16 protein-coding genes are annotated in these 21,077 nt (G+C 65.6%); 10 read left to right on the top strand and 6 right to left on the bottom strand.

The window, feature by feature from the left end:
- Positions 1-13: 13 nt before the first annotated feature.
- A complete protein-coding gene (locus APT63_09220) occupies positions 14-1,120 on the bottom strand; it encodes a glucose-fructose oxidoreductase (protein ID AMA45794.1) in 1,107 nt (368 codons plus the stop codon).
- 218 nt (positions 1,121-1,338) lie between these two features.
- On the opposite strand from APT63_09220, the gene APT63_09215 reads away from it, so the two are divergent.
- Both APT63_09215 and APT63_09210 read left to right on the top strand, forming a co-directional pair.
- On the top strand, positions 1,339-2,145 hold the full coding sequence (locus tag APT63_09215; protein AMA45793.1) for a hypothetical protein: 807 nt from the start codon (positions 1,339-1,341) through the stop codon (positions 2,143-2,145).
- Positions 2,146-2,410: 265 nt separating this feature from the next.
- Complete coding sequence (locus tag APT63_09210) at positions 2,411-3,757, top strand: MFS transporter (protein AMA45792.1); 1,347 nt, start codon at positions 2,411-2,413, stop codon at positions 3,755-3,757.
- A 117-nt stretch (positions 3,758-3,874) separates the two neighbouring features.
- Here the strand turns inward: APT63_09210 and APT63_09205 are convergent, their stop codons facing one another.
- Positions 3,875-4,549 carry an InaA protein gene (locus APT63_09205; protein ID AMA45791.1) on the bottom strand — a complete coding sequence of 225 codons (675 nt, stop codon included), beginning with the start codon at positions 4,547-4,549 and terminating at the stop codon, positions 3,875-3,877.
- Positions 4,550-5,737: 1,188 nt separating this feature from the next.
- Between APT63_09205 and APT63_09200 the strand changes: the two genes are divergently transcribed.
- Both APT63_09200 and APT63_09195 read left to right on the top strand, forming a co-directional pair.
- Positions 5,738-6,505 (top strand): pyrroline-5-carboxylate reductase, encoded by a 768-nt coding sequence (locus APT63_09200; GenBank protein AMA45790.1) that lies wholly within the window; start codon positions 5,738-5,740, stop codon positions 6,503-6,505.
- Positions 6,506-6,723: 218 nt separating this feature from the next.
- The gene (locus APT63_09195) at positions 6,724-7,368 is read left to right on the top strand and encodes an alpha-ketoglutarate-dependent dioxygenase AlkB (protein ID AMA47839.1); all 645 of its coding nucleotides are present in this window, start codon (positions 6,724-6,726) and stop codon (positions 7,366-7,368) included.
- A 33-nt stretch (positions 7,369-7,401) separates the two neighbouring features.
- On the opposite strand, the gene APT63_09190 is transcribed toward APT63_09195, so the two are convergent.
- The 3 genes from APT63_09190 to APT63_09180 all read right to left on the bottom strand — a co-directional run bounded on the left by APT63_09190 (position 7,402) and on the right by APT63_09180 (position 8,892).
- Positions 7,402-8,184 (bottom strand): hypothetical protein, encoded by a 783-nt coding sequence (locus tag APT63_09190; GenBank protein AMA45789.1) that lies wholly within the window; start codon positions 8,182-8,184, stop codon positions 7,402-7,404.
- 166 nt (positions 8,185-8,350) lie between these two features.
- Positions 8,351-8,623 (bottom strand): peptidase, encoded by a 273-nt coding sequence (locus APT63_09185; GenBank protein AMA45788.1) that lies wholly within the window; start codon positions 8,621-8,623, stop codon positions 8,351-8,353.
- A gap of 59 nt (positions 8,624-8,682) precedes the next feature.
- Entirely contained in the window at positions 8,683-8,892 is a 210-nt protein-coding gene (locus tag APT63_09180; protein ID AMA45787.1) for a hypothetical protein, read from the bottom strand.
- Between the two features lie 270 nt (positions 8,893-9,162).
- Between APT63_09180 and APT63_09175 the strand changes: the two genes are divergently transcribed.
- The 5 genes from APT63_09175 (at position 9,163) to APT63_09155 (ending at position 16,837) form a co-directional block, all read left to right on the top strand.
- Positions 9,163-10,260, top strand: coding sequence for a carboxynorspermidine decarboxylase (locus APT63_09175; GenBank protein ID AMA45786.1), 1,098 nt, complete (start codon positions 9,163-9,165; stop codon positions 10,258-10,260).
- 31 nt (positions 10,261-10,291) lie between these two features.
- Positions 10,292-11,536: a saccharopine dehydrogenase gene (locus APT63_09170; protein AMA45785.1), complete on the top strand. Its 1,245-nt coding sequence runs from the start codon at positions 10,292-10,294 to the stop codon at positions 11,534-11,536.
- 698 nt (positions 11,537-12,234) lie between these two features.
- Positions 12,235-13,200: a lipase gene (locus APT63_09165; GenBank protein ID AMA47838.1), complete on the top strand. Its 966-nt coding sequence runs from the start codon at positions 12,235-12,237 to the stop codon at positions 13,198-13,200.
- Positions 13,201-13,455: 255 nt separating this feature from the next.
- A complete protein-coding gene (locus tag APT63_09160; protein ID AMA45784.1) occupies positions 13,456-15,249 on the top strand; it encodes a thiamine pyrophosphate-binding protein in 1,794 nt (597 codons plus the stop codon).
- Between the two features lie 157 nt (positions 15,250-15,406).
- Positions 15,407-16,837 carry a methylenetetrahydrofolate reductase gene (locus tag APT63_09155; protein AMA45783.1) on the top strand — a complete coding sequence of 477 codons (1,431 nt, stop codon included), beginning with the start codon at positions 15,407-15,409 and terminating at the stop codon, positions 16,835-16,837.
- 233 nt (positions 16,838-17,070) lie between these two features.
- Here the strand turns inward: APT63_09155 and APT63_09150 are convergent, their stop codons facing one another.
- The gene (locus APT63_09150; GenBank protein AMA45782.1) at positions 17,071-19,137 is read right to left on the bottom strand and encodes a trehalose synthase; all 2,067 of its coding nucleotides are present in this window, start codon (positions 19,135-19,137) and stop codon (positions 17,071-17,073) included.
- Between the two features lie 185 nt (positions 19,138-19,322).
- On the opposite strand from APT63_09150, the gene APT63_09145 reads away from it, so the two are divergent.
- Positions 19,323-20,696 carry an LOG family protein gene (locus APT63_09145; GenBank protein AMA45781.1) on the top strand — a complete coding sequence of 458 codons (1,374 nt, stop codon included), beginning with the start codon at positions 19,323-19,325 and terminating at the stop codon, positions 20,694-20,696.
- Positions 20,697-21,077: the final 381 nt, after the last annotated feature.

Below are 21,077 nucleotides of genomic sequence, written 5' to 3'. Positions count from 1 at the left end.
CAAAGCTACCCCCTCACTCCGTAGGGTCCTCGGTGTCCACATACTCCGGCACCTTGGCCAACGGGAACTTGCGCTGCTGGTCACGCCGGGCATGGGGCTTGGACGCCAGCGGTTCGAGATGTTGTGGCGTGCCCGTCTCCAGGGCGCGCTCGATGGCCTCGATCACGCGCACGTCGCGCCAGCCTTCCTCACCGCACGGTTCGACCGGCAGGTTTTGCAGGATGCAGTCGGAGAAATAGGCCGTCTCGCCCGCGAACTGGTCCACCACCGGGAAGGTGTGCACCTTGGTGTCGTCGTCGAAGGTGGCGCGGTAAGCGATGCCGACCCCTTCGCCATAGCCGAAGCACGGCGACGCCTCGATTTCGCCCTGGGTGCCCAGTAGCTGGAAACGCTCGGAGCTGGGCAAGGTGTAACTGACGGTGAACTGGGCCAGGCGTTCGTCCGGGAAGCGCAGCGACACCGTCACCGTGTCCCAGGTGTTGATCTCGCTGCCGGGAGAGCGCACGCCCACCGCGCTTACTTCGATCGGCTCTGCGTTGAACAGCTGGCGCACCATGTTCAAGGGGTACGGCCCCATGTCCGGCACCGGGCCGGCGGCGAAGCCGCACTGGGCGCGGTGGTTGCTCGGGCGCACGGTCTGGGTGAAGGTGGAGGTGAACAGCCGGGCATCGCCGAAGTCGCCCTTGTTGACGCGCTCGATCATGTCCAGCGTGCCGGGTTCGGCATGCAACCGGTAGGCGATCATCAGCTTGGCCCCCGAACGCTTGGCCGCGGCGTTCATCTGCTCGCAGTCTTCCAAGGTGGCAGCCATGGGCTTTTCCAGCAGCACGTGGATACCGGCCTCGAGGGCCGGCACCACGAACTCGGTATGGCGGAAGTTCGGCGTGGCAACATAGACCGCATCGATCTCACCGGACTGCAACAGGTCGGGGAACTGCTCGTAGGTGTAGCTTTTCAGGCCATACAGCCCGGCCAGCTTGTCGGCCTTTTCAGGGTCGCCGGTCACCAGGGCCGTCATCACGGAGTTGTCGGTCTGGCCCACGCCTGGCATGAAGGCCCCCTGGGAGATCGATCCACCGCCAACGACCGCATAACGGATCTTGCCATCTGAATTAGGCATGTGCTGCTCCTTCGTCATAGGATGTAAGGCTCTAGGGATGTGGGCAAATGCAGGCCGGGCGAGTTCAGAAATTCTCACCCCGCGCCTGGCCCGCCTTCGGCGTCACCACCAGGAAAAGAACCGTTACGAGGCTGATTTTTCGTTCGCGCCCTGATGATTTAGGCTGCGCATGCGATTCTTCATCCGCCCGTAAACGCCTCTCATGTCAAGGAAGCTACATGCCCGCGTTGCCACGTTGCCCGACCCCTCGCCTCGCCTGTTTCGCCACCCTCCTATGCACGACGGCCCTGCTGGTCGGCGGCTGTCAGTCTCGACCCAACCCGCCCCCCTCCGCCGCCGACCTGGCCGCGGCCGACCTGTTCACGCGCCATACCCAGACGATCCTGATGCGCGACACGGCCCACGCCAACGTCCGCAACCTGCCAGGCGTGGTGCGCCTGAAGATCCGTCTGGCCGCCGACAACAGCACCACGGGGTGTGACCTGCAGCCCGTCGAACGCGTGCGCGATGCGTCGCTGCTGCTGGCCGCCAACCGGACCGGCAAGTCGGCCAGTTCCGCCGCGCTCAGGCGTGTGGTGCTCGATCAATGCTGGAAGAGTGTGTATCCGCTCGTGCCGCCCGCCCTGCGCGAGGCAGACGGTACGGTCGAGATCGTGGCACCGCTGGTGATGCTGCCGGCCAACTGGACCGCGGCAGACAACGCCAGCGCTCGCACGCGCGGTGCGCTGCACACCTTCGTGCGCCAGCGGGTGCTGGTGGGCGAGCGGGTCGACAGCATCGGCCAGGCGAGCCTGCTGTACCGCACCGATTCCCGGGGCACGGTCGAGGCGTGCGTCGTCAACCTGACGCCCCTGGCCGCCCGGCCCGACGCGTTTCGACCCGACGCCGACCTGCAGGCACGCCTGGCGCGTCGGTGCACGGGGCTGGACCTGAGCCAGGTGCCGGACCTGGCGCGCGATGACGACGGCCGAATCGCCGGTACGGTACAGCTGGACTATGCGCCCTGGAGCGTCGGTCGCCCCTGATGGCCGCTGGCGCCGACCTCGGGTTGGCGCACGCTGGGCGCGCATGCGACACCGCCGGTCGCTGTCAGGCATGGACCTGTTCCGGACCCTGCTCCTATGATGGTTCGCGCCCGCTGGCCCGGTGATCCTGCCCTGGCCGGCGCGTTTCCAATAACAAGCACACCCCTCCTTCCTTACCACTGCCTCACTGATCCGTCTCATCACAACAACACGCCCCAGGCCCTCGCCGGCCCATGGCATGCACAAGAATCGGGAGAGCACACACATGTCCACCCTCCATGACGTACCACCGGCCACCTTGCGCCGGGTCATCGCCGCGGCCGCCGTCGGCAATTTCGTCGAATGGTTCGACTTCGCCGTCTACGGCTTTCTCGCCACGTTGATCGCCAGCCAGTTCTTCGCCAGCGGCGACGCCAGCGTGGCCCTGCTCAAGACCTTCGCGGTCTTCGCCGTGGCCTTCGCCCTGCGCCCCCTGGGCGGCATCGTCTTCGGCGCGCTGGGCGATCGACTGGGCCGCAAGCGCATCCTGTCGCTGACCATCCTGATGATGGCCGGCTCGACCACCTTGATCGGCCTGCTGCCGACCTACGCGAGCATCGGTATCCTGGCGCCGATCCTGCTGACCCTGGCGCGCTGCATCCAGGGCTTCTCCGCCGGCGGTGAGTATGCCGGGGCCTGCGCCTACCTGATGGAGCACGCACCGCGCGACCGTCGTGCGTTCTATGGCAGCTTCGTCCCGGTATCGACCTTCTCGGCCTTCGCCTGTGCCGCGGTGTTGGCCTATGGCCTGGAAGCGAGCCTGTCGAGCGAGGCAATGGCCAGCTGGGGCTGGCGCATTCCCTTCCTGATCGCCGCGCCCCTGGGCATCGTGGGCCTGTACCTGCGCTGGCGCATGGAGGAGACCCCGGCGTTCCGCGAAGCCATGAGCGAAGGCAAGGTGAGCGAGCATTCACCGCTCAAGGACACGCTGCGCCACCATGGCCGTGCCATGCGCAACCTGGGTGCGTTCATCTCGCTCACGGCGCTGTCGTTCTACATGTTCACCACCTACTTCTCGACCTACCTGCAGCTGGTCGGCAACCTGACCCGCGCGCAATCGCTGCTGGTCTCGACCGTGGCGCTGCTGTTCGCCGCACTGGCCTGCCCCCTGGCTGGGGCATTCTCCGACCGCGTGGGCCGACGCAAAACCATCGGCTTCACCTGCCTGTGGGTGATGCTCTGCGTGTTCCCGGCCTACTGGCTGGCCAGTTCCGGGTCGGTGGCGGCGGCGATCGTCGGTGTGATCCTGCTGGCCATCGGTGCGCTGCTCAGTGGCGTGGTCACCGCCGCCCTGCTCTCGGAAACCTTCCCGACGCGCACCCGCTATACCGCTTCGGCGATCACCTACAACGTGGCCTATACCCTGTTCGGCGGTACCGCGCCGCTGGTGGCGACCTGGCTGATCAGCGCGACGGGCAGCAGCCTGGCACCGGCGTTCTATCTGGTCGTGATTGCATTGGTGGCGATGGCCGGCGGTCTTGGGCTACCGGAGACGTCGCGAATCTCGCTGCACGATGAGGTGGGCGGCAGCGACGAGAAGACGGGATGGATGAAAGGGCGGCCCGTGCCCTGAAGGCAGGCCCGGGCCGCGCCTGAACGCAGACGCGGCCTTGCGACGCCGAAGGCGCCCAAGGCCGCGCTGGATCAGGTCAGACGGGCGTGGTGTCGTTACTGGCGAAGCCGGAGACCCTCAGGCCGCCGCCGCGCCGAACACGTAGCGATAGCCGTTGCAGAAGGCCTGCCACTCGGCCTCCTGCCACCCCGAGCGACGCTTGACCTGCCTCAGGTCATGCCGACTGGCCTTCTTGGCCGTCATGCGCTTGCGGGCCTTTTCGAAGTCCAGCAAGGCGACCTTGATGCCGGGCTGGCGCGCATCGATGAACACGTGCTTGGTGTACAGGCAGCCATGCTGCCAGCGCCCCAGGTTCAGCTTCGCCAGCGTGCGCCCGTAGGCTTCCAGGATCTCGTGGTGAAGCGCGTGCCCCACTGTCCTGTCCAGCCCTTGCGCGTAGAAGTCTTCCAGCGACATGTAGCCTTCCAGGGCACCGGTCACCATCACCGCCTGCCATTCTCCCGCCTGCTTGTGCACGTCGCTGTACACCAGCGACGGCGTCGTCACGCCCAGGGCGCCGGCGGCACGGATGGCCTTGACCTCACGGGCGACCGTCGGATAGCCGAAAGGGTGCAGCAGGCTTCGGTAGATGTGGCCTACCTGCTGCTTCTTGTAGAAGGTCAGGCCACCGAGGGCGACGCGCAAGACACCGCTTTCACCCCCTCGGCGCACGTTCGGCGGTTCGACCCATTCGCCTGGCGCGCTCAGGATGTCCTTGACCGGCGGGCAGGGAAGCCCTGGCTCGGTCGTCATATCGTGTGTCATCAGAACCTCTGCCCGGTCAGGACATCTGCATTTTTATTGAAAACGGCCCACTATCGGCTCGGCCGCAGCCTTTGACAAGCGCTCGGGGGGTCTGGTTTCCTGGTCGCACGTCACCGCAGGGTGGGCAGCCATCGTGGTGAGTGCTCTGGAATGGCCCTCTGTGTAGATTCTGCAAGTTCGATCGCAGTCGGTCCGGCAGACGAGAGCTGGCAGGATCCGGGGTCCTGTTATCCACTCAGGGCTGACAGGCCTGCATTCGACCTATCGCCATGGGTCAGCGCTTTACCGCCGCTAATCGCGGGCAAGCCCGCTCCCACAGGCGGCTCTGCGATCGTGCAAGTGCCTGCTTGAAATGGGTACCTGTGGGAGCTGGCTTGCCAGCGATAGGGCCTGTTCATCCACTTCAGGGCTGACAGGCCTGCATTCGAACTGTCACCGCGGGTCAGCGCTTTACCACCGCCATCGCGGGCAAGCCCGCACACAGGGACCGCAATGGCCTGCCATGCCGCGGTGGTGCTACGGGTGTAGGAGCGGCCCCAGCGCCGCGATTGGGCCTGCCAGGGCCCACATTGGCACTGGCAGAAACCATAGAATCTCCCACAGGCGGCTTTGCCGGCATGGGGCTGCCTGCTTGAAATGGGTACCTGTGAGAGTCCGCCCGCCGCCTTGGCGCCGCGCTGTCGCGCATAGAACATGACGATGGCTGGCAGGGTCCGGGGCTTTATTGCTGATCGATTTAGGGCCGCTTTGCGGCCCATCGCGGCACTGGGGCCGCTCCTACACCCGTAGCCCCACCGCGGGGTTGCAGGTCATCGCGGTCACCTGTGGGAGCGGCCCCAGTGCCGCGATTGGGCCCGCAGGGCCCACAAAATTCTAAAATTATTTTCTTTGAAATCAACAAGCTATTTTTTGTTCTATAGGAGCTGGCTTGCCAGCGATAGGGCCTGTCCATCCACTTCAGGGCTGACAGACCAGCGTTCGACTCGATCAGCGACACAGCCTCTGGGCTTGCTGGTCATCGTTATGTTCTCTGCACGACAGCGCCTGGCGCGCGCTCGGGCTGGCCGCTGAAGACCTGCCCTGCGTATAGTGAACGGCCTTGCGGCGGCCACTGAGCCTTCGCTCATGTTCCCGGGCGGCCTGCATCGAGCAGGCCGCCCTCACGAAGGAGATGACATGGACACGCTGGGCATCCTGGGCGTCGGCGAACTGACCGAGACGGTGGTGCGCGGTCTTCGCCGCAGTGGCTACACCGGCACCCTCCTGCTGTCCCCGCGCAACGCCGAACGTGCGGCCACGCTGGCCGAGCAGGAAGGCTGCCAGGTCCTGGACAGCAACCAGGCCGTGGTCGACGCGGCCGACCTGGTGATCCTCGGCGTACGGCCCGATGCGCTGGACACGGTGGCTGCGCAGGTACGACTGCGTGAAGGCCAGCCGCTGGTGTCGCTGCTGGCAGGTGTGAACCTGGCGCGCCTGCAACAAGCCTTCCCGAGCGGGCGCTGCCTGCGGGGGATGCTGTCCTATGCGGCGCAGCACACCGCCACCACCGTCGCACTCTGCCCGCCGGACGACCAGGTGCAAGCCGTGCTCGAACCGCTGGGGACATTGGTGGCGCTGAACGACGAGCCGGCCTTCGAGCTGGCCACCGTGGCGGCATGCATGAATGGCTGGTTCTATTTCCTGCTGAACGACCTGCAGCGCTGGTTCCTCGACCAGGGCCTGCCCGCCGAACAGGCCCGGGCGCTGGTGCTGGGCAACCTGGACGACTGTCTCACCAGCGTCCGCGCCCAGCCCGAACGTTCGCTCCAGGCATTGGGCGAGGCGATCGCCACGCCCGGCACCTTCACCGCGCAGGGCCTGGCCGTGCTGCAGGCACCTCCTTCGGCACTGAACTGGGACGCTGCTTTCGAGCGCGTGCTGGCGGGGCTGGTGGGGAAGCGGTGAGCCGCAAGCAGTGTGGTGCCTGGGCGTGTGCATGACAGGCATCGATTGCTCCACCACGTCAGGGCCATGACGTCGCCCTGAGCCGGTGCAGACGACGCAAGAGCCGCCCCCTCGCAGCCTTCGGCAAACGCTACAGCGTGCCGCTCGTAGCTGACGGCTTGTCGCTCACCCTTACCCTACCTACACTGCCCTCTCCTTCCATTCCCGAGGCTGCCCCTCTGATCCAGTCGGACCTGAACCTGTTCGGCCCGGCGCCACAGCGCCTGGCGCCCTGTACGGTCCTGCTGCCGGGTTTTGCCCTGGACAGCGTCGAACCCTTGCTCGACGCCCTGCGCCCGGTGCTGCGTGCGGCGCCCTTTCGGCATCTGTACACCCCTGGAGGGCGGCGCATGGCCGTGGGTACCAGCAACTGTGGCGCGCTGGGCTGGGTCAGTGATGCCCAGGGCTACCGCTACACGCCCCTCGATCCGCTCAGCGGCCAGCCCTGGCCGGCCCTGCCACCCTTGCTGGTGGCGCTGGCCTCACGTGCCGCCGCCCTGGCCGGCTTCGACGGTTTCGTGCCGGATGCCTGCCTGATCAACCACTACCTGCCCGGCACGCGACTGAGCCTGCATCAGGACCGCGACGAGCACGACTTCACGCAGCCGATCGTCTCGCTGTCGCTCGGGCTGCCGGCGGTCTTTGTACTGGGCGGGTCGCAACGCGCCGATCGGGTCGCGCAGGTACCGCTGAGCCATGGCGATGTCCTGGTCTGGGGAGGCGAGGACCGGTTGCGCTTCCATGGCGTGTTGCCGATCAAGCCCGGGCATCACCCTCGCCTGGGTGAACGGCGCATCAACCTGACCCTGCGCAAGGCAGGCTGACGGCGCGTTAGCACGCCGCCCTGCCATTCAGGCTTACTGCCGTCCTGCGGCCTGCTCGACCAGCAGCTTCCAGTTCAGCGCCTCCTGCCAGTCCGCCCCGAACGGCAGCTGCACCCACCACGGGTCTTGCCCGGCGGCCTGTACCTGCACGTTCAGCGTGAAACTGCGCGAGGTGCGGTCGGTCGTGGTGGTGGTCGAGCGCGACGTGCCCTTGCCGACCATGCCCATGTGCTTGCTGAACGCGAAAACGTGACGCCGCCCGTGGGTGGTCGTGGTATGGGACGTGCTCTGGCTGAAGGTCTTTTCGTCGACGTGGACCTGCTTGACCGCCAGCGGTGCGTCGATCAATACCTGCCGATCGCCCAGGTCACCGCCGGAAACGTAGAGCACCTGGCGCTCTGGAAACACGCCGAGCATACGCCCGCTGCGGCAGACCCAGCGGTAGGCGCCCAGCGACTGGCTGGCCAAAAACGCCTTGTCGGCCTCCAGCCGTGCCGAACCCAGCGCCGCCTGGGCCCGATCCAGGGCCCGCACCTGCGGACGCCAGAGCAGCGACAACGGCACGGCCAGCAGCCACAGCAGGCACCAGATCAGCACCGCGTAGATCGGCCCACCGATGTAGTGGCCTTGCCAGACCCACTTGAGCAGCAGGTAGGCGCAATAGGCTGTCTGCACGCCCATGAAGATCCGCATGACCTGGCCCTGGCGGCGCTGCAACTGCCGTTCGGCCTGGGCAACCTGCTCGTGGGCCGTGCTCAAGGAAGCGGCGGCGGGAAAGACGGTGATGGGCGAGGCGATCGAGGGAGAATCGGACATGGGCATCCTGCGCAAGGGAATGGGCGCCACGGTCGGCGCGTGGGCCGCACAGTCTATCGCAGGGCTTCACGCCTTGGGCAGCGTCGCTGAGCCAGGCGAACGAGCGGACATGAAAAAGCCGGGCGTGTCGCGTGGACAGGCCCGGCCCTGGACAGGGGTCCAAGAATCAGTGATCCATGTGTTCCTTGACGATCGCGCCCGAGCGCGGATCGATCTGGAATTCGTACTTCATGCCGTCGGCCTTGGTGCCCTTGCCTTCCCAATGACCGTCATCGATCTTGATTTCGGTGATGTGGCTGTAGCCAGCGCCTTTGGCGGCTTGCAGGGCCTGGTCGATGTCGACCTTCCAGTCGGCGCCGGGCTGATCGGCCCAGGCAGCGGTGGCGCCCAAGGAGCCCACCAGGGCCAGACCAGTGAACAGTCGAGTCAGTGCTTTCATCGGGAAACATCCTTTGTGTGTGAAGGTGATCTGTAGGACTGGCAGAACGCTACCGGGGTTCAGTCGCGGTCGAGGGCGTCTTCGCGGTGCATGGCCAGGTGGCCGGTCTTGTCGCTCTTGACCTCGTACTGCGGCTCATCGCTCGAACAGTGGCGCGTGCGCCCGGCGAACTCCACGTCACGGGTGTGCACCTTGGTCACCTTGCCGTGGATGACGCCGGCTTCGGAATTCCAGCGCACGGCATCGCCCACCTTGTATTTCGAACTCATCGCTCTCTCCCTGGCTCCGACGATGGAGCGGTCAGTGGCACCACACAACGGTCATGTGGCTCTGTTCAACTGAGTCCGGTGACGGGGGGAAGATTCCCTCGGGTCGAGGGTGGAAAGCGCTGGGCGGACGATGCCCGGTTCATGACGGGTCGCCCCCTGCGGGTCACTCGACGACCGCGCGGACGAAATGCGCGCTTCGCCCTTTCGATCTAGGCCGAGGGCAGGCACAATGCGCATCTTTTTTTGGCCGGCCTGGCCGGGAGGCCTGTGATGATCAAGACGCCGTACTACCTCATCGACAAGCAGAAGCTGCTGGTCAACCTGAAGAAGATCGCCTACGTGCGCGAGCAGTCCGGGGCCAAGGCCCTGCTGGCACTCAAGTGCTTCGCGACCTGGTCGGTGTTCGACCTGATGGAGCAGTACATGGACGGCACCACCTCGTCGTCGCTGTACGAGCTCAAACTGGGCCGGCAGAAGTTCGCGGGCGAGACCCACGCCTACAGCGTGGCCTGGGCCGACGATGAAATCGACGAGATGCTCGAGCACTGCGACAAGATCATCTTCAACTCCATCGGCCAGCTGCAGCGCTACGCCGACGCGTCCGAGGGCAAGACCCGCGGCCTGCGCGTGAACCCTCAGGTGAGCAGCTCGGACTACCTGCTGGCCGACCCGGCGCGCCCCTTCAGCCGCCTGGGCGAATGGGACCCGGCCAAGATCGAGACCGTGATCGATCAGATTTCCGGCTTCATGTTCCACAACAACTGCGAGAACGGCGACTTCGGCCTGTTCGACCAGATGCTCACGCACATCGAGGAACGCTTCGGCCACCTGCTGCACAAGGTGCAGTGGGTCAGCCTGGGCGGCGGTATCCACTTCACCGGCGAAGGCTACGCGCTGGACGCGTTCTGCGAGCGGCTCAAGCGCTTCTCCGACACCTACGGCGTGCAGGTGTACCTCGAGCCCGGCGAAGCGGCGATCACCCAGAGCGCCTCGCTGGAAGTGACCGTGCTCGACACGCTGTACAACGGCAAGCACCTGGCCGTGGTCGACAGCTCCATCGAGGCGCACATGCTCGACCTGCTGATCTACCGCCTGGACGCCAAGATGGCGCCTTGCGACGGCGAGCACAGCTACATGGTCTGCGGCAAATCGTGCCTGGCCGGGGACATCTTCGGCGAATATCGCTTCGACCGTCCGCTGGCCATCGGCGATCGGCTGTCGTTCATCGACGCGGCGGGCTACACCATGGTCAAGAAAAACTGGTTCAACGGGGTGAAGATGCCGGCCATCGCGGTCAAGCAGCTCGACGGCAACGTCGAGGTGGTGCGCGAGTTCGGTTTCGACGACTACGTGTCCAGCCTGTCCTGACGACAGGCTTCAACGAGGAGCAAGGGATAAATTGAGAAAGAACGTTCTTATCATTGGTGCAGGAGGTGTCGCCAAGGTGGTGGCCCACAAGTGCGCGCAGCATAACGACGAACTCGGTCGTATCGCCATCGCGTCACGGAACATCTCCAAATGCCAGGCCATCATCGACAGCGTCAAGGCCAAGGGTAGCCTCAAGGTTCCCGCCGACATCCAGGCCTTCTCGCTCAATGCCCTCGATGTCGAGGCGACCAAGGCGCTGATCCGCGAGACCGAATCGCAGATCGTGATCAACGTCGGTTCCGCCTTCCTGAACATGTCGGTGCTGCGTGCCTGCATCGATACCGGCGCAGCCTATCTGGACACTGCGATCCACGAAGAGCCGGGCAAGATCTGCGAGACCCCGCCCTGGTATGGCAACTACGAGTGGAAACACCTCGAAGAGTGCCAGGCGAAGAACATCACGGCCATTCTGGGTGTCGGTTTCGACCCGGGTGTGGTCAACAGCTACGCCAAGCTGGCGCAGCAGCAGTATTTCGACCGCATCGACTCGATCGACATTCTCGACGTCAATGCCGGTTCCCATGGCAAGTATTTCGCGACCAACTTCGACCCGGAAATCAACTTCCGCGAGTTCACCGGTCAAGTCTGGAGCTGGCAGGACAGCCAGTGGACCAGCAACACCATGTTCGAGGTCAAGCGCACGGACGACCTGCCGGTCGTGGGCGAGCAGAACCTGTACCTGACCGGCCATGACGAAGTGCACTCGCTGTCGAAGAACCTCGACGTGCCGAACGTGCGCTTCTGGATGAGCTTTGGCGAGCACTACATCAACGTCTTCACCGTGCTGAAGAACCTGGGCCTGCTCTCCGAGCAGCCGGTGCGCACCGCCGAAGGCCTCGAAGTGGTCCCGCTGAAGGTGGTCAAGGCCGTGCTGCCCGACCCCTCCTCGCTGGCGCCGGGCTACACCGGCAAGACCTGCATCGGTGACCTGGTCAAGGGCACCAAGGACGGACAGCCGCGTGAGGTCTTCATCTACAACGTGGCCGACCACGAAGAGGCTTACGCCGAGACCGATAGCCAGGGCATCTCGTACACCGCTGGCGTACCGCCCGTGGCGGCGGCCCTGCTGGTCGCCCGTGGCCAGTGGGACGTGCAGCGCATGGTCAACGTCGAAGAGTTGCCGGCCGAGCCGTTCCTCAAGGCGCTGGACGTGATGGGCCTGCCGACCCGCGTCAAGGATGAGCACGGCGACCGTCCGTGGGACGCCGAGGCGTGATCACGTCGCGTTGATGCTGTATCGAGAGGCGCCCCGAGGGGCGCCTCTTTTCGTTTCAGGGCTGCTGGTCGGGCATTGCTGCGCGCCGTGGTGACAGGTGTGGAAACCGGCTTGCCGGCGATGAGGTCGAGTCATGCGTCGCCCGCCATCGCGGGCAAGCCCGCTCCCACAGAGGGCGGTTCGACGCCCTGGCAGTGTCGCTTCGAAGAGCGACGATTGCCTGTGCCCTTGTGATGGGGCTACGGGTGTGGGAGCCGGCTTGCCGGCGATGAGGTCGGGTCATGCGTCGCCTGCCATCGCGGGCAAGCCCGCTCCCACAGAGGGCGGTTCGACGCCCTGGCAGTGTCGCTTCGAATAAGCGGCGATTGCCTGTGCCCTTGTGATGGGGCTACGGGTGTGGGAGCGGGCTTGCCCGCGATGGCGTCCGCGCCGTCACCATCCCGTTGGAACGATTTCACATCCCCGGACGCCTCATGCAGGTAGGGTGACTTTCGTCCACCCAGCCGGGGCATGCCAATGTCGGTTTCCCTGTATGCCGCATCACAAACGTCATCATCAGGAGACGACCGATGATCAAACCCAATCGCATGACACTGATCGCCCTCGCCGTCGTAGGCGTGACCACCGCACTGGCCGGCTGTGCCCGGGACCCCGAGAAGCGCTCGGTGTCGGAACTAGCGGTCAGCAGCACCAAGAGCATGCTGCGTACCGATTCGGACATGCAGACCGTGCTCAACAAGTACGCCAGCTTCGACGCCAAGGCCGTCGAGAAGATCACTCCCGCCGAAGCCCGTCAGCAGCCGACCATCGCCGATGCGGTCAAGGGCGTGCTGGCCGACGAGAAGCGCGACAGCAGCCCCGAAGCGCTGGTCCCGGGCGTCACTGCTCGCGACACCACCGTGCCAGGCGCCGCAGGCGCGCTGCCGGCGACGGTGTACACCCCGGAAGGCACCGGGCCGTTCCCGGTGATCGTCTACTTCCATGGCGGTGGCTGGGTCTTCGCCGACCGCAAGGTCTACGACGCCGGCGCCCGCGGCCTGGCCAAGCAGGCCAATGCCGTGGTGGTCTCGGTCGACTACCGCCGCGCGCCGGAGGCCAAGTTCCCGGCTGCCCACGATGACGCCCTGGCCGCCTACCGCTGGGTCAGCCGCAATGCCGCCTCGCTCAAGGGCGACCCGACTCGCCTGGCCCTGGCCGGCGAAAGCGCCGGGGGCAACCTCGCCGTGGCCACTGCCATCGCCGCGCAGAAGGCCGGCGTGACCGCACCGAAACACGTGCTGGCAGTCTACCCGGTGGCTCAGTCGAGCACGGACACCGAGTCCTACCAGAAGTACGCCGACGCCATGCCGCTGAACAAGCCGATGATGCTGTGGTTCATCGACAAGGTGAGCAAGACCCCGGCTGACGTGAAGGACCCGCGCATCGACCTGGTGCACGCCCACCTGCAAGGGCTGCCGCCGGTGACCATCGTCAACGCCGAGATCGACCCACTGCGCGACGACGGTGCCCAGCTGGAGCAGGCGCTGCGCAGCGCAGGCGTGAGTGTCGAACGCAAACTGTACTCGGGCGTGACGCACGAGTTCTTCGGTACGGCGGCGGTGGTGAAGAAAGCCGAGGAAGCGCAGGCGTATGCAGGGCAGCGTCTGAAGGGCGATCTGCAGTAAGCTGCAAGCTGCAAGCTGCAAGCTGCAAGCTGCAAGCTGCAAGCTGCAAGCTGCAAGCTGCAAGCCAGAGGGTCAGTATCGCCTAAACGTCCTGTCAACAACTGACGTGAGGGCACTACTGTCCGCTTGTAGCTTGTAGCTTGTAGCTTGTAGCTTGTAACTCCCCTCTCCCCCTCCTCCCCAATCCATCTGAACGCCCACTCCCCCCTCCAGTCGTACCTTCATCAGCCACCCGTGCAGAACGAGGTAAGACACATGGCAATCACCGTAGGCGACTTCCTGGTCGAGCGACTGAGTCAATGGGGCGTCACCCGTATCTATGGCTACCCAGGCGACGGGATCAACGGCGTGTTCGGCGCCTTGCGCCGCTCCGGCAAGATCGAGTTCATCCAGTGCCGACACGAGGAGATGGCCGCGTTCATGGCCAGCGCCCATGCCAAGTTCACCGGTGAGCTGGGTGTCTGCATCTCGACTTCAGGCCCTGGCGCCTCGCACCTGCTGACCGGCCTGTACGACGCGCGCATGGACCATGTGCCGGTCCTGGCCATCACAGGCCAGCAGGCGCGTACCGCGCTCGGTGGGCATTACCAGCAGGAGCTGGACCTGGTGTCGATGTTCAAGGACGTGGCCGGTGCCTATGTGCAGCAGGCCGCCGAGCCGTCCCAGGTGCGCCATCTGGTCGACCGGGCCGTGCGCACGGCGGTCGGCGAGCGCAAGGTCACCGCCCTGATCCTGCCCAATGATCTGCAGGAGCTGCCCTACGAGGAGCCCGCCCGTGCCCACGGTACGCTGCATTCGGGTGTCGGCTACAGCCGCCCGAAAGTGGTGCCCTACGACGAGGACCTGCAACGCGCGGCCGACGTGCTCAACAGCGGCAAGAAGGTCGCCATCCTGGTCGGCGCCGGTGCGCTGAAGGCGGGCGAACAGGTCAAGGCGATCACCGAAAAACTCGGCGCGGGCGTGGCCAAGGCCCTGCTCGGCAAGGCCGTGCTGCCCGATGACCTGACCTGGGTCACCGGCACCATCGGCCTGCTGGGCACCGAGGCTAGCTCGAACATGATGGACGAATGCGACACCTTGCTGATGATCGGCTCGGGCTTCCCCTACGCCGAGTTCCTGCCCAAGGAAGGCCAGGCCCGGGGCGTGCAGATCGACCTGGCGCCCGACATGCTGAGCCTGCGCTACCCCATGGAGGTCAACCTGGTGGGTGACGCGGCCGACACGCTGGAGGCGCTGCTTCCGCTGATCGAGCAGAAGACCTCGCGCAGCTGGCGGCACAAGATCGAAGCCTGGCGCGAGAACTGGGACCGCAAGATCGCCAAGCGCGCCCTCACCAGCGCCAACCCGATCAATCCGCAGCGGGTGGTGCATGAAATGTCGCCGCTGTTGCCGGACAACACCATCATCACCAGCGACTCCGGCTCCTGCGCCAACTGGTTCGCCCGTGACCTGAAGATCCGCGAGGGCATGATGTGCTCGCTGTCCGGCGGTCTGGCGTCGATGGGCGCGGCCGTGCCCTACGCCATCGCGGCCAAGTTCGCCCACCCCGAGCGCCAGGTCGTGGCACTGGTGGGTGACGGCGCCATGCAGATGAACAACCTGGCCGAACTGATCACCGTGGCCAAGTACTGGAAGCAATGGGCCAACGGCCGCTGGATCTGCGCGGTGTTCAACAACCAGGACCTCAACCAGGTGACCTGGGAACAGCGGGTGATGGAAGGCGATCCGAAGTTCTCCGCCTCCCAGGACCTGCCCGACGTCCCCTATCACCTGTTCGCGATCTCCATTGGCCTCAAGGGCATCTACGTCGACAAGCCCGAGGACGTCGCCGGCGCCTGGAAACAGGCCTTGGCCAGCGACGTACCGGTGGTGATCGAGTTCCGCACCGACCCGGACGTGGCGCCGCTGCCGCCGCACATCACCCTGGAAAACGCCAAGAAGTTCACCTCGTTCCTGCTCAAGGGCGACCCCAACGAGGCAGGCGTGATCAAACAGACCGCCAAGCAGGTACTGAGCAGCGTGCTGCCAGGCCGTACCCAGAAGGACTGACGTGCAGCACCCCTGCATGTCCGTTTCGAACGGCTGGAGTACGTAATCTGACATGGGCACCTCCCGGCCGATGCGCGACAATGCGCACGGTCGGGACGGCCGCCCACCGAAGGCGTCCGTCCCCTCCCCTATGGCAACCTGGCCAGGAAGCGGACCGATGAGCGTACTGCAACAAGCCCTGCATGACGGCACCTTCGCGTGCATCATGGAATTCGTCCCCAAGCCCTCGGCGGCGCGCTTCGACACCTTCCAGCGATTGATGGCCGGCAACCGCCTGTGCGGCTGGCCCATGCTGGCGGCCGTGGCCGACCGGGTCGGGGGGCGCCTGGACCTGTCGCCCCTCGACACGGTGGCCTCCTTCGACCCGCCGATTCCGTCCCTGGTGCACTTCTCCGGCAAGGACCGTGAGCCCCATGACCTGCTGGCGCAGCTGGCACGCATGGACGCCGCCGGCCTCAGGCAACTGCTGGTGCTGACCGGCGACCGCCTGCCGGGCCACGAACCCGGCAGCCACCCGGTGCGCTACCTGGAGTCGGTGGCGGCCCTGCAGCTGGTGCGCCAGGCCCGCCCCGACTGGCTGCTGGGCGCGGCGCTCAACCCGTTCAAGTACCACGAGGAAGAAGGCGGCGCGCAGTACTTCAAGGCGCACAAGAAGCTCGCGGCGGGCGCGGACTTTCTGACCCTGCAACTGGGCTTCGATGCGGACAAGCACCTCGAAGCGCAGACCTGGATGGCGCGCCAGCCATCGCCCAAACCGCTACTGGCCTGCGTGATGGGCCTGACCCTGGGTCGGGCGAAGATGCTCGAGCACGTGGCTGGCGTGGTCCTCACCCCGTCGATGCGGGCGGTGCTCGAAGCCGAGGACGCGGTGTCCAAGGCCTACGCCCAGACGCGCAGCGTGGAGCGGCTGGCGATCCAGATCGTGGGGCTCAAGTTGATGGGCTACGCCGGCATCCACCTGTCCGGCATCCACGACGCGCCACAGCTGGCCGCACTGGACCGGCAACTGACCCTGGCCCTCGAGGCGCTGACCACCCGCGAACAATGGGCCGAGGCCTGGCAGGCCAGCTGGCGCATGCCGGACCTGCCGGCTGTCACCTTTCATCCGCCGGGCGCCCACTGGCGACTGGGCGAGCGCCGCGTGAGCGCCTCCTCGGGCGAACGGTGGCGCTACCGGTTGCTGTCCGGGCTGCACGATCAGGTGTTCCTGCCCGAGCGGCTGGTGGGCAGGATGGCAGGCTGGGCGGTGGGTCGTCCGGTCTGGAAGACCGCCACGGGCGCACAATGGCTGCACCGGCTCGAGCGAGGCCTGAAGCGGCCGGTGGTAGGCTGCGACACCTGTGGCAGTTGTCGGCTGCATGACACCTTGTACGTGTGCCCGGAAACCTGCCCGAAGGGATTGGCCAACGGCCCGTGTGGCGGAACGCAGCTCAACCGCTGCGAGTTCGGCGACCGAGAGTGCGTACATGGGGTGAAGTACCGGATCGCGGTGTCGACCGGGCAGACAGCGGTGCTGACCGACCGGTTGATTCCCTGCGTGGAGGTGGAGGGGCGACAGCGCAGTTCCTGGCCGGGGTGGTTTGGGTGAGGGGCTGAGGCAGGTGTAGAGATCTGAGCCATTGATGGGCTGTATTATGGGCCCTGCGGGCCCAATCGCGGCACAGGGGCCGCTCCCACAGGTGACCGCGACAACTGCAACACCGCGGTGTGGCTACGGGTGTGGGAGCGGCCCCAGTGCCGCGATTGGGCCCGCCAGGGCCCACAAACCAGCGCTCTCAACCTATCAGTCAGACCACCTCAGGTTCAGCTCCTCTTCCCTCTTCACAAATGCCCGGTACTGCTCACGATCCGCAATGACAACGCCTCGTACGGATCCAGGTTGATCTGCACCACCCCATCCTCGCTCAAATCGCCTTCCACGGTTTCGTTGATCATGTCCACCACCGGCCCCGGCGTGAAGCCGGTCAAGGTCAGCGGCTCGCTGATGTTCTCGTTGCTGAAGTTCAGCGCCGTGATCTGGATGCCGCGACCGGCAGGCAGTTCATGCACCATCACCAGCAAACCAGGGCTGGTCACGTCCGGTACCAGGATCTGCCGACTGCTGGCGATGCCGTACGCCTGGCGCACGGCCAGCACCTTCTTGACCATGCAGGCGAACGAGTCGCCTTCGGCCAGCTGCGCCTCCAGGCTGCCGTACAGGGCCCGTGCCCGGGGGATGCCCATCACCGAGGCCTCGGCCTGGGGCGCCGCCCCTGCCAGGTCGTAACCACCGCGATGGATCCAGCGGGTGTCGCCATCGGTCATGCGTTCGGCCACCTGATCGGGCTCCAGCGGCAAGGCGCCGACCAGGTCCCAGCCGGACAGCGCGAACACGCCCGGCTGCATGGCGTTGTACATCACCAGCAGCAGGTGGATCTTCTGGATCAGCTTCAGGTCCTGCGGCCCGATGGCATTGAGGTCGCGCATGCCCAGCGCGGCGGTGATGATGCTGACCGTCGTGCAGGACACGCCGTTGGTGACGAAGCGCAGGTTGTACGGCGCATGCTCGCCGGAGAGCAGCTCGTACATCTCTTCGCGGATGTGCTCGCGCAGGATGCTGCCGGGGAAGGTCTGGCCCTTGTAGAGGTACATGTCGTGGGCATGCAAGGTCCAGAAGTGCACCAGCTCGATGGTCAGCTCGTCATGGTTCTGCAACGCATGGATCAGCGACGCCGGGTCGATCTCGTAGCGGTGCATCTCGTGCAGCATCAGGCGCAGGAACTCGGTGTTGCCGGTCAGCAAGGCATGCTGGTAGGCCGGGCGCGTGACGAAGTCGTAGGACAGGTCGGCGCCGCCCTTGGACATCTGCGCGATGTCGTCCAGCGTCAGGTTCAGTTCCTGGAAGCTGAAGCCGCCTGCCTTGCGGATCATCCCGCCCAGGATCTGGTTGCCCGTGAGCGACAGGGGGTGACTCTCCGACCAGGCGGTGTCGTTGGCGCGGATCTCCACGCCGAGGAAGCCGTTGGCGTCCAGGCGCAGGCCGCGCGAGCCGAGGCAGTCGATCGAATGCAGCGCATCACCGATGATCAGTTGCTGCGCGGTGAAGCTCGGGTCGAGCCAGTTCAGTGAAGGCTGGCCTTCTTTGAAGTAGTGCAGGTAGACCCAGCGCCGCGGCTTGCCGTCGACCCCGACGACCACTGGCGTGGCGCTCCAGTCGGTCTCCTTGACGCCCGGCTCGAAGAAGATCACCCGTTGCAACTGGCCGACGATGTAGTGCCGGGCCTTGAGCTCGTCGCACACGGCCGGCGGCAGGTTGACGGCATCGCGGCCTTCCGGCACCTCGGGCAGCAGGCCCCAGTCCTCTTCGCGGACCTCGACCATGTGGTAGATGCCGGGGTACGCGCCGTGGCTCAGCTCGGCCAGGCGGAAGTCGGCGCCCTTGCCGGTGTGCGAGGGGATCGAGTCGTCGATGGTCACCGCGTTGTGTGCGGCGGCGATGCGGCTCATCTGGATGAGCTCCTGCTCGGTGCCGTACAACGGGTCGATGTCGAAGCTGATGCGGTCGAAGTTGCCGTCCACGCTGGGCGTGAACGTACGCCCACGAATGCCGCCGGCGCGCTTGATCGGGCCGGTGTGGATGCCCTGCACGCCGATCTCGGACAAGCGTTTCCACAGCTCGGTGTGACCCAGGGCCTGCAGCACGCTGTCGCCCTCGGCGGCGATGATCGAGTCGGGATAGACCGTCAACCACACCGAAGCGATCTCGATGGCGCGCCGTGGCCGGGCTTCGGCGTAGGGGTTCATCCACAACCGGGACTGCCCCGAGTACGTCCGGGCCCTGTCCTGGGCCGCCTTGAGCATGGACTGGCCTTCGAGCCACTCCACGTATGCCTTGTCCGGTGCCGTCATCTAACCCCTCCGGTGTCTGCGAATGACCGTGTCCAAGACTCTAGACGGCAAGGCCGGGCAAACGTTCTGACGACTTGGCGAGTGGCGCGGACGCGCTTTTCGCCTGCCCCCTCGTTGTCGCACGGATTTAGCGGTATGGTGAAGGCATGGAAAGAAAGGATGTTCATCCGCACAGGAAACCCAGCATGCTCCAACGCAACGTCATCAATGCCTCCATCAGCCCCAAGGGCAGTCTGGAAACCTTGTCACAACGTGAAGTCCAGCAACTGAGTCAATTCGGCAGTGGCAGTCTGTACACGCTGTTCCGTCAATGCGTGCTGGCCATCCTCAACACCGGCGCCCACGTCGACAACGCCAAGACCATCCTGGAGGCCTACCAGGACTTCGAGGTGCGCATCCACCAGCAGGACCGTGGCGTGCGCCTGGAGCTGCTCAATGCTCCGGCCGCCGCCTTCGTCGACGGCGAAATGATCGCCAGTACCCGGGAAATGCTGTTCTGCGCCCTGCGTGACATCGTCTACACCGAAAGCGAACTGGCCAGCCAGCGGATCGACCTGGAGAGTTCGCAAGGCATCACCGACTACGTCTTCCACCTGTTGCGCAACGCCCGCACCCTGCGCGCGGGCGTGGAGCCCAAGCTGGTGGTGTGCTGGGGTGGTCACTCGATCAGCAGCGAGGAATACCAGTACACCAAGAAGGTCGGCCACGAACTGGGTCTGCGCAAGCTGGACATCTGCACCGGTTGCGGCCCAGGGGTGATGAAAGGCCCGATGAAGGGGGCGACCATCGCCCACGCCAAGCAACGCATGCACGGCAGCCGTTACCTGGGCCTGACCGAACCGGGCATCATCGCCGCCGAGGCGCCCAACCCGATCGTCAACGAGCTGGTGATCCTGCCGGACATCGAAAAGCGCCTGGAAGCCTTCGTGCGGGTCGGCCATGGCATCATCATCTTCCCGGGGGGCGCCGGCACGGCCGAGGAATTCCTGTACCTGCTCGGCATCCTGATGCACCCGGAGAACCACGACCTGCCGTTCCCGGTGATCCTCACCGGCCCGCGCAGCGCCGAACCCTTCCTGCGCCAGCTGCACGACTTCATCGGTGCGACCCTGGGCGAGGCCGCGCAGCGGCATTACACCATGGTCATCGACGACCCGGCCCAGGTGGCTCGGCAGATGGTCGAAGGGCTCAAGACGGTCAAGCAGTTCCGCCGCGAGCGCAACGACGCCTTCCACTTCAACTGGCTGCTCAAGATCGAAGAGAGCTTCCAGCGTCCGTTCGACCCGACCCACGAAAACATGGCCAACCTGGCCCTGCGCCGCGACCTGCCGCCCCACGAGCTGGCCGCCAACCTGCGCCGGGCGTTCTCCGGGATCGTCGCGGGGAACGTGAAGGACAAGGGCATTCGCCTGATCGAGGAGCACGGGCCTTACCAGATCCGCGGTGACAGCGCCGTGCTCGATCCGCTGGGCCGGCTGCTGCAGGCCTTCGTCGAGCAGCACCGCATGAAGTTGCCGGGTGGCGCGGCCTATGTGCCGTGCTACCAAGTCGCGACCTGAGTCCCAGGGTTTGTATGGAAAGTCGCCGAGCGGCGAGCAGGCAAGGCGAAAACAGGCGAGGGAGCGGAGTTTACGTGGGTAAATGAGCATCCCGAGCCTGTTTTCAACGCAGCCTGATCGTCGCGCAGGCACTTTACGTACAAAGCCTAGGGTGGACCGGTGCTGAACGCAGCGCCGGTCCACGGTCAGGCCCGGCGTTCGCCAGGGGCCATTGCACTCACCACACCGACACGCAGGACGTTCATGCCTGATCGATGGCGCTCGTCCTCCGAAAGCCCCCTCCCTCGCCATTGATCGCCCCTGCCTACATTCGGTGAAACCTGTCCTCTCGCCCACCGGTCGGCATGCATAAGCACGCCCCCCAGCCCAGGCCGCGCCGTG

Source organism: Pseudomonas monteilii, from assembly GCA_001534745.1.
GTDB classification, from domain to species: Bacteria; Pseudomonadota; Gammaproteobacteria; order Pseudomonadales; family Pseudomonadaceae; genus Aquipseudomonas; species Aquipseudomonas alabamensis.
Note: the sequence above shows the minus strand (reverse complement) of the source record. Positions and strands in the feature narration are given on the sequence as shown.

Excerpts from the sequence above, each read along its gene's own strand:
- APT63_09220 (AMA45794.1), bottom strand. The coding sequence starts at position 1,120 with ATGCCTAATTCAGATGGCAAGATCCGTTATGCGGTCGTTGGCGGTGGA.
- APT63_09215 (AMA45793.1), top strand. The coding sequence starts at position 1,339 with ATGCCCGCGTTGCCACGTTGCCCGACCCCTCGCCTCGCCTGTTTCGCC.
- APT63_09210 (AMA45792.1), top strand. The coding sequence starts at position 2,411 with ATGTCCACCCTCCATGACGTACCACCGGCCACCTTGCGCCGGGTCATC.
- APT63_09205 (AMA45791.1), bottom strand. The coding sequence starts at position 4,549 with ATGACGACCGAGCCAGGGCTTCCCTGCCCGCCGGTCAAGGACATCCTG.
- APT63_09200 (AMA45790.1), top strand. The coding sequence starts at position 5,738 with ATGGACACGCTGGGCATCCTGGGCGTCGGCGAACTGACCGAGACGGTG.
- APT63_09190 (AMA45789.1), bottom strand. The coding sequence starts at position 8,184 with ATGTCCGATTCTCCCTCGATCGCCTCGCCCATCACCGTCTTTCCCGCC.
- APT63_09185 (AMA45788.1), bottom strand. The coding sequence starts at position 8,623 with ATGAAAGCACTGACTCGACTGTTCACTGGTCTGGCCCTGGTGGGCTCC.
- APT63_09180 (AMA45787.1), bottom strand. The coding sequence starts at position 8,892 with ATGAGTTCGAAATACAAGGTGGGCGATGCCGTGCGCTGGAATTCCGAA.
- APT63_09175 (AMA45786.1), top strand. The coding sequence starts at position 9,163 with ATGATCAAGACGCCGTACTACCTCATCGACAAGCAGAAGCTGCTGGTC.
- APT63_09165 (AMA47838.1), top strand. The coding sequence starts at position 12,235 with ATGCTGCGTACCGATTCGGACATGCAGACCGTGCTCAACAAGTACGCC.
- APT63_09160 (AMA45784.1), top strand. The coding sequence starts at position 13,456 with ATGGCAATCACCGTAGGCGACTTCCTGGTCGAGCGACTGAGTCAATGG.
- APT63_09155 (AMA45783.1), top strand. The coding sequence starts at position 15,407 with ATGAGCGTACTGCAACAAGCCCTGCATGACGGCACCTTCGCGTGCATC.
- APT63_09150 (AMA45782.1), bottom strand. The coding sequence starts at position 19,137 with ATGACGGCACCGGACAAGGCATACGTGGAGTGGCTCGAAGGCCAGTCC.
- APT63_09145 (AMA45781.1), top strand. The coding sequence starts at position 19,323 with ATGCTCCAACGCAACGTCATCAATGCCTCCATCAGCCCCAAGGGCAGT.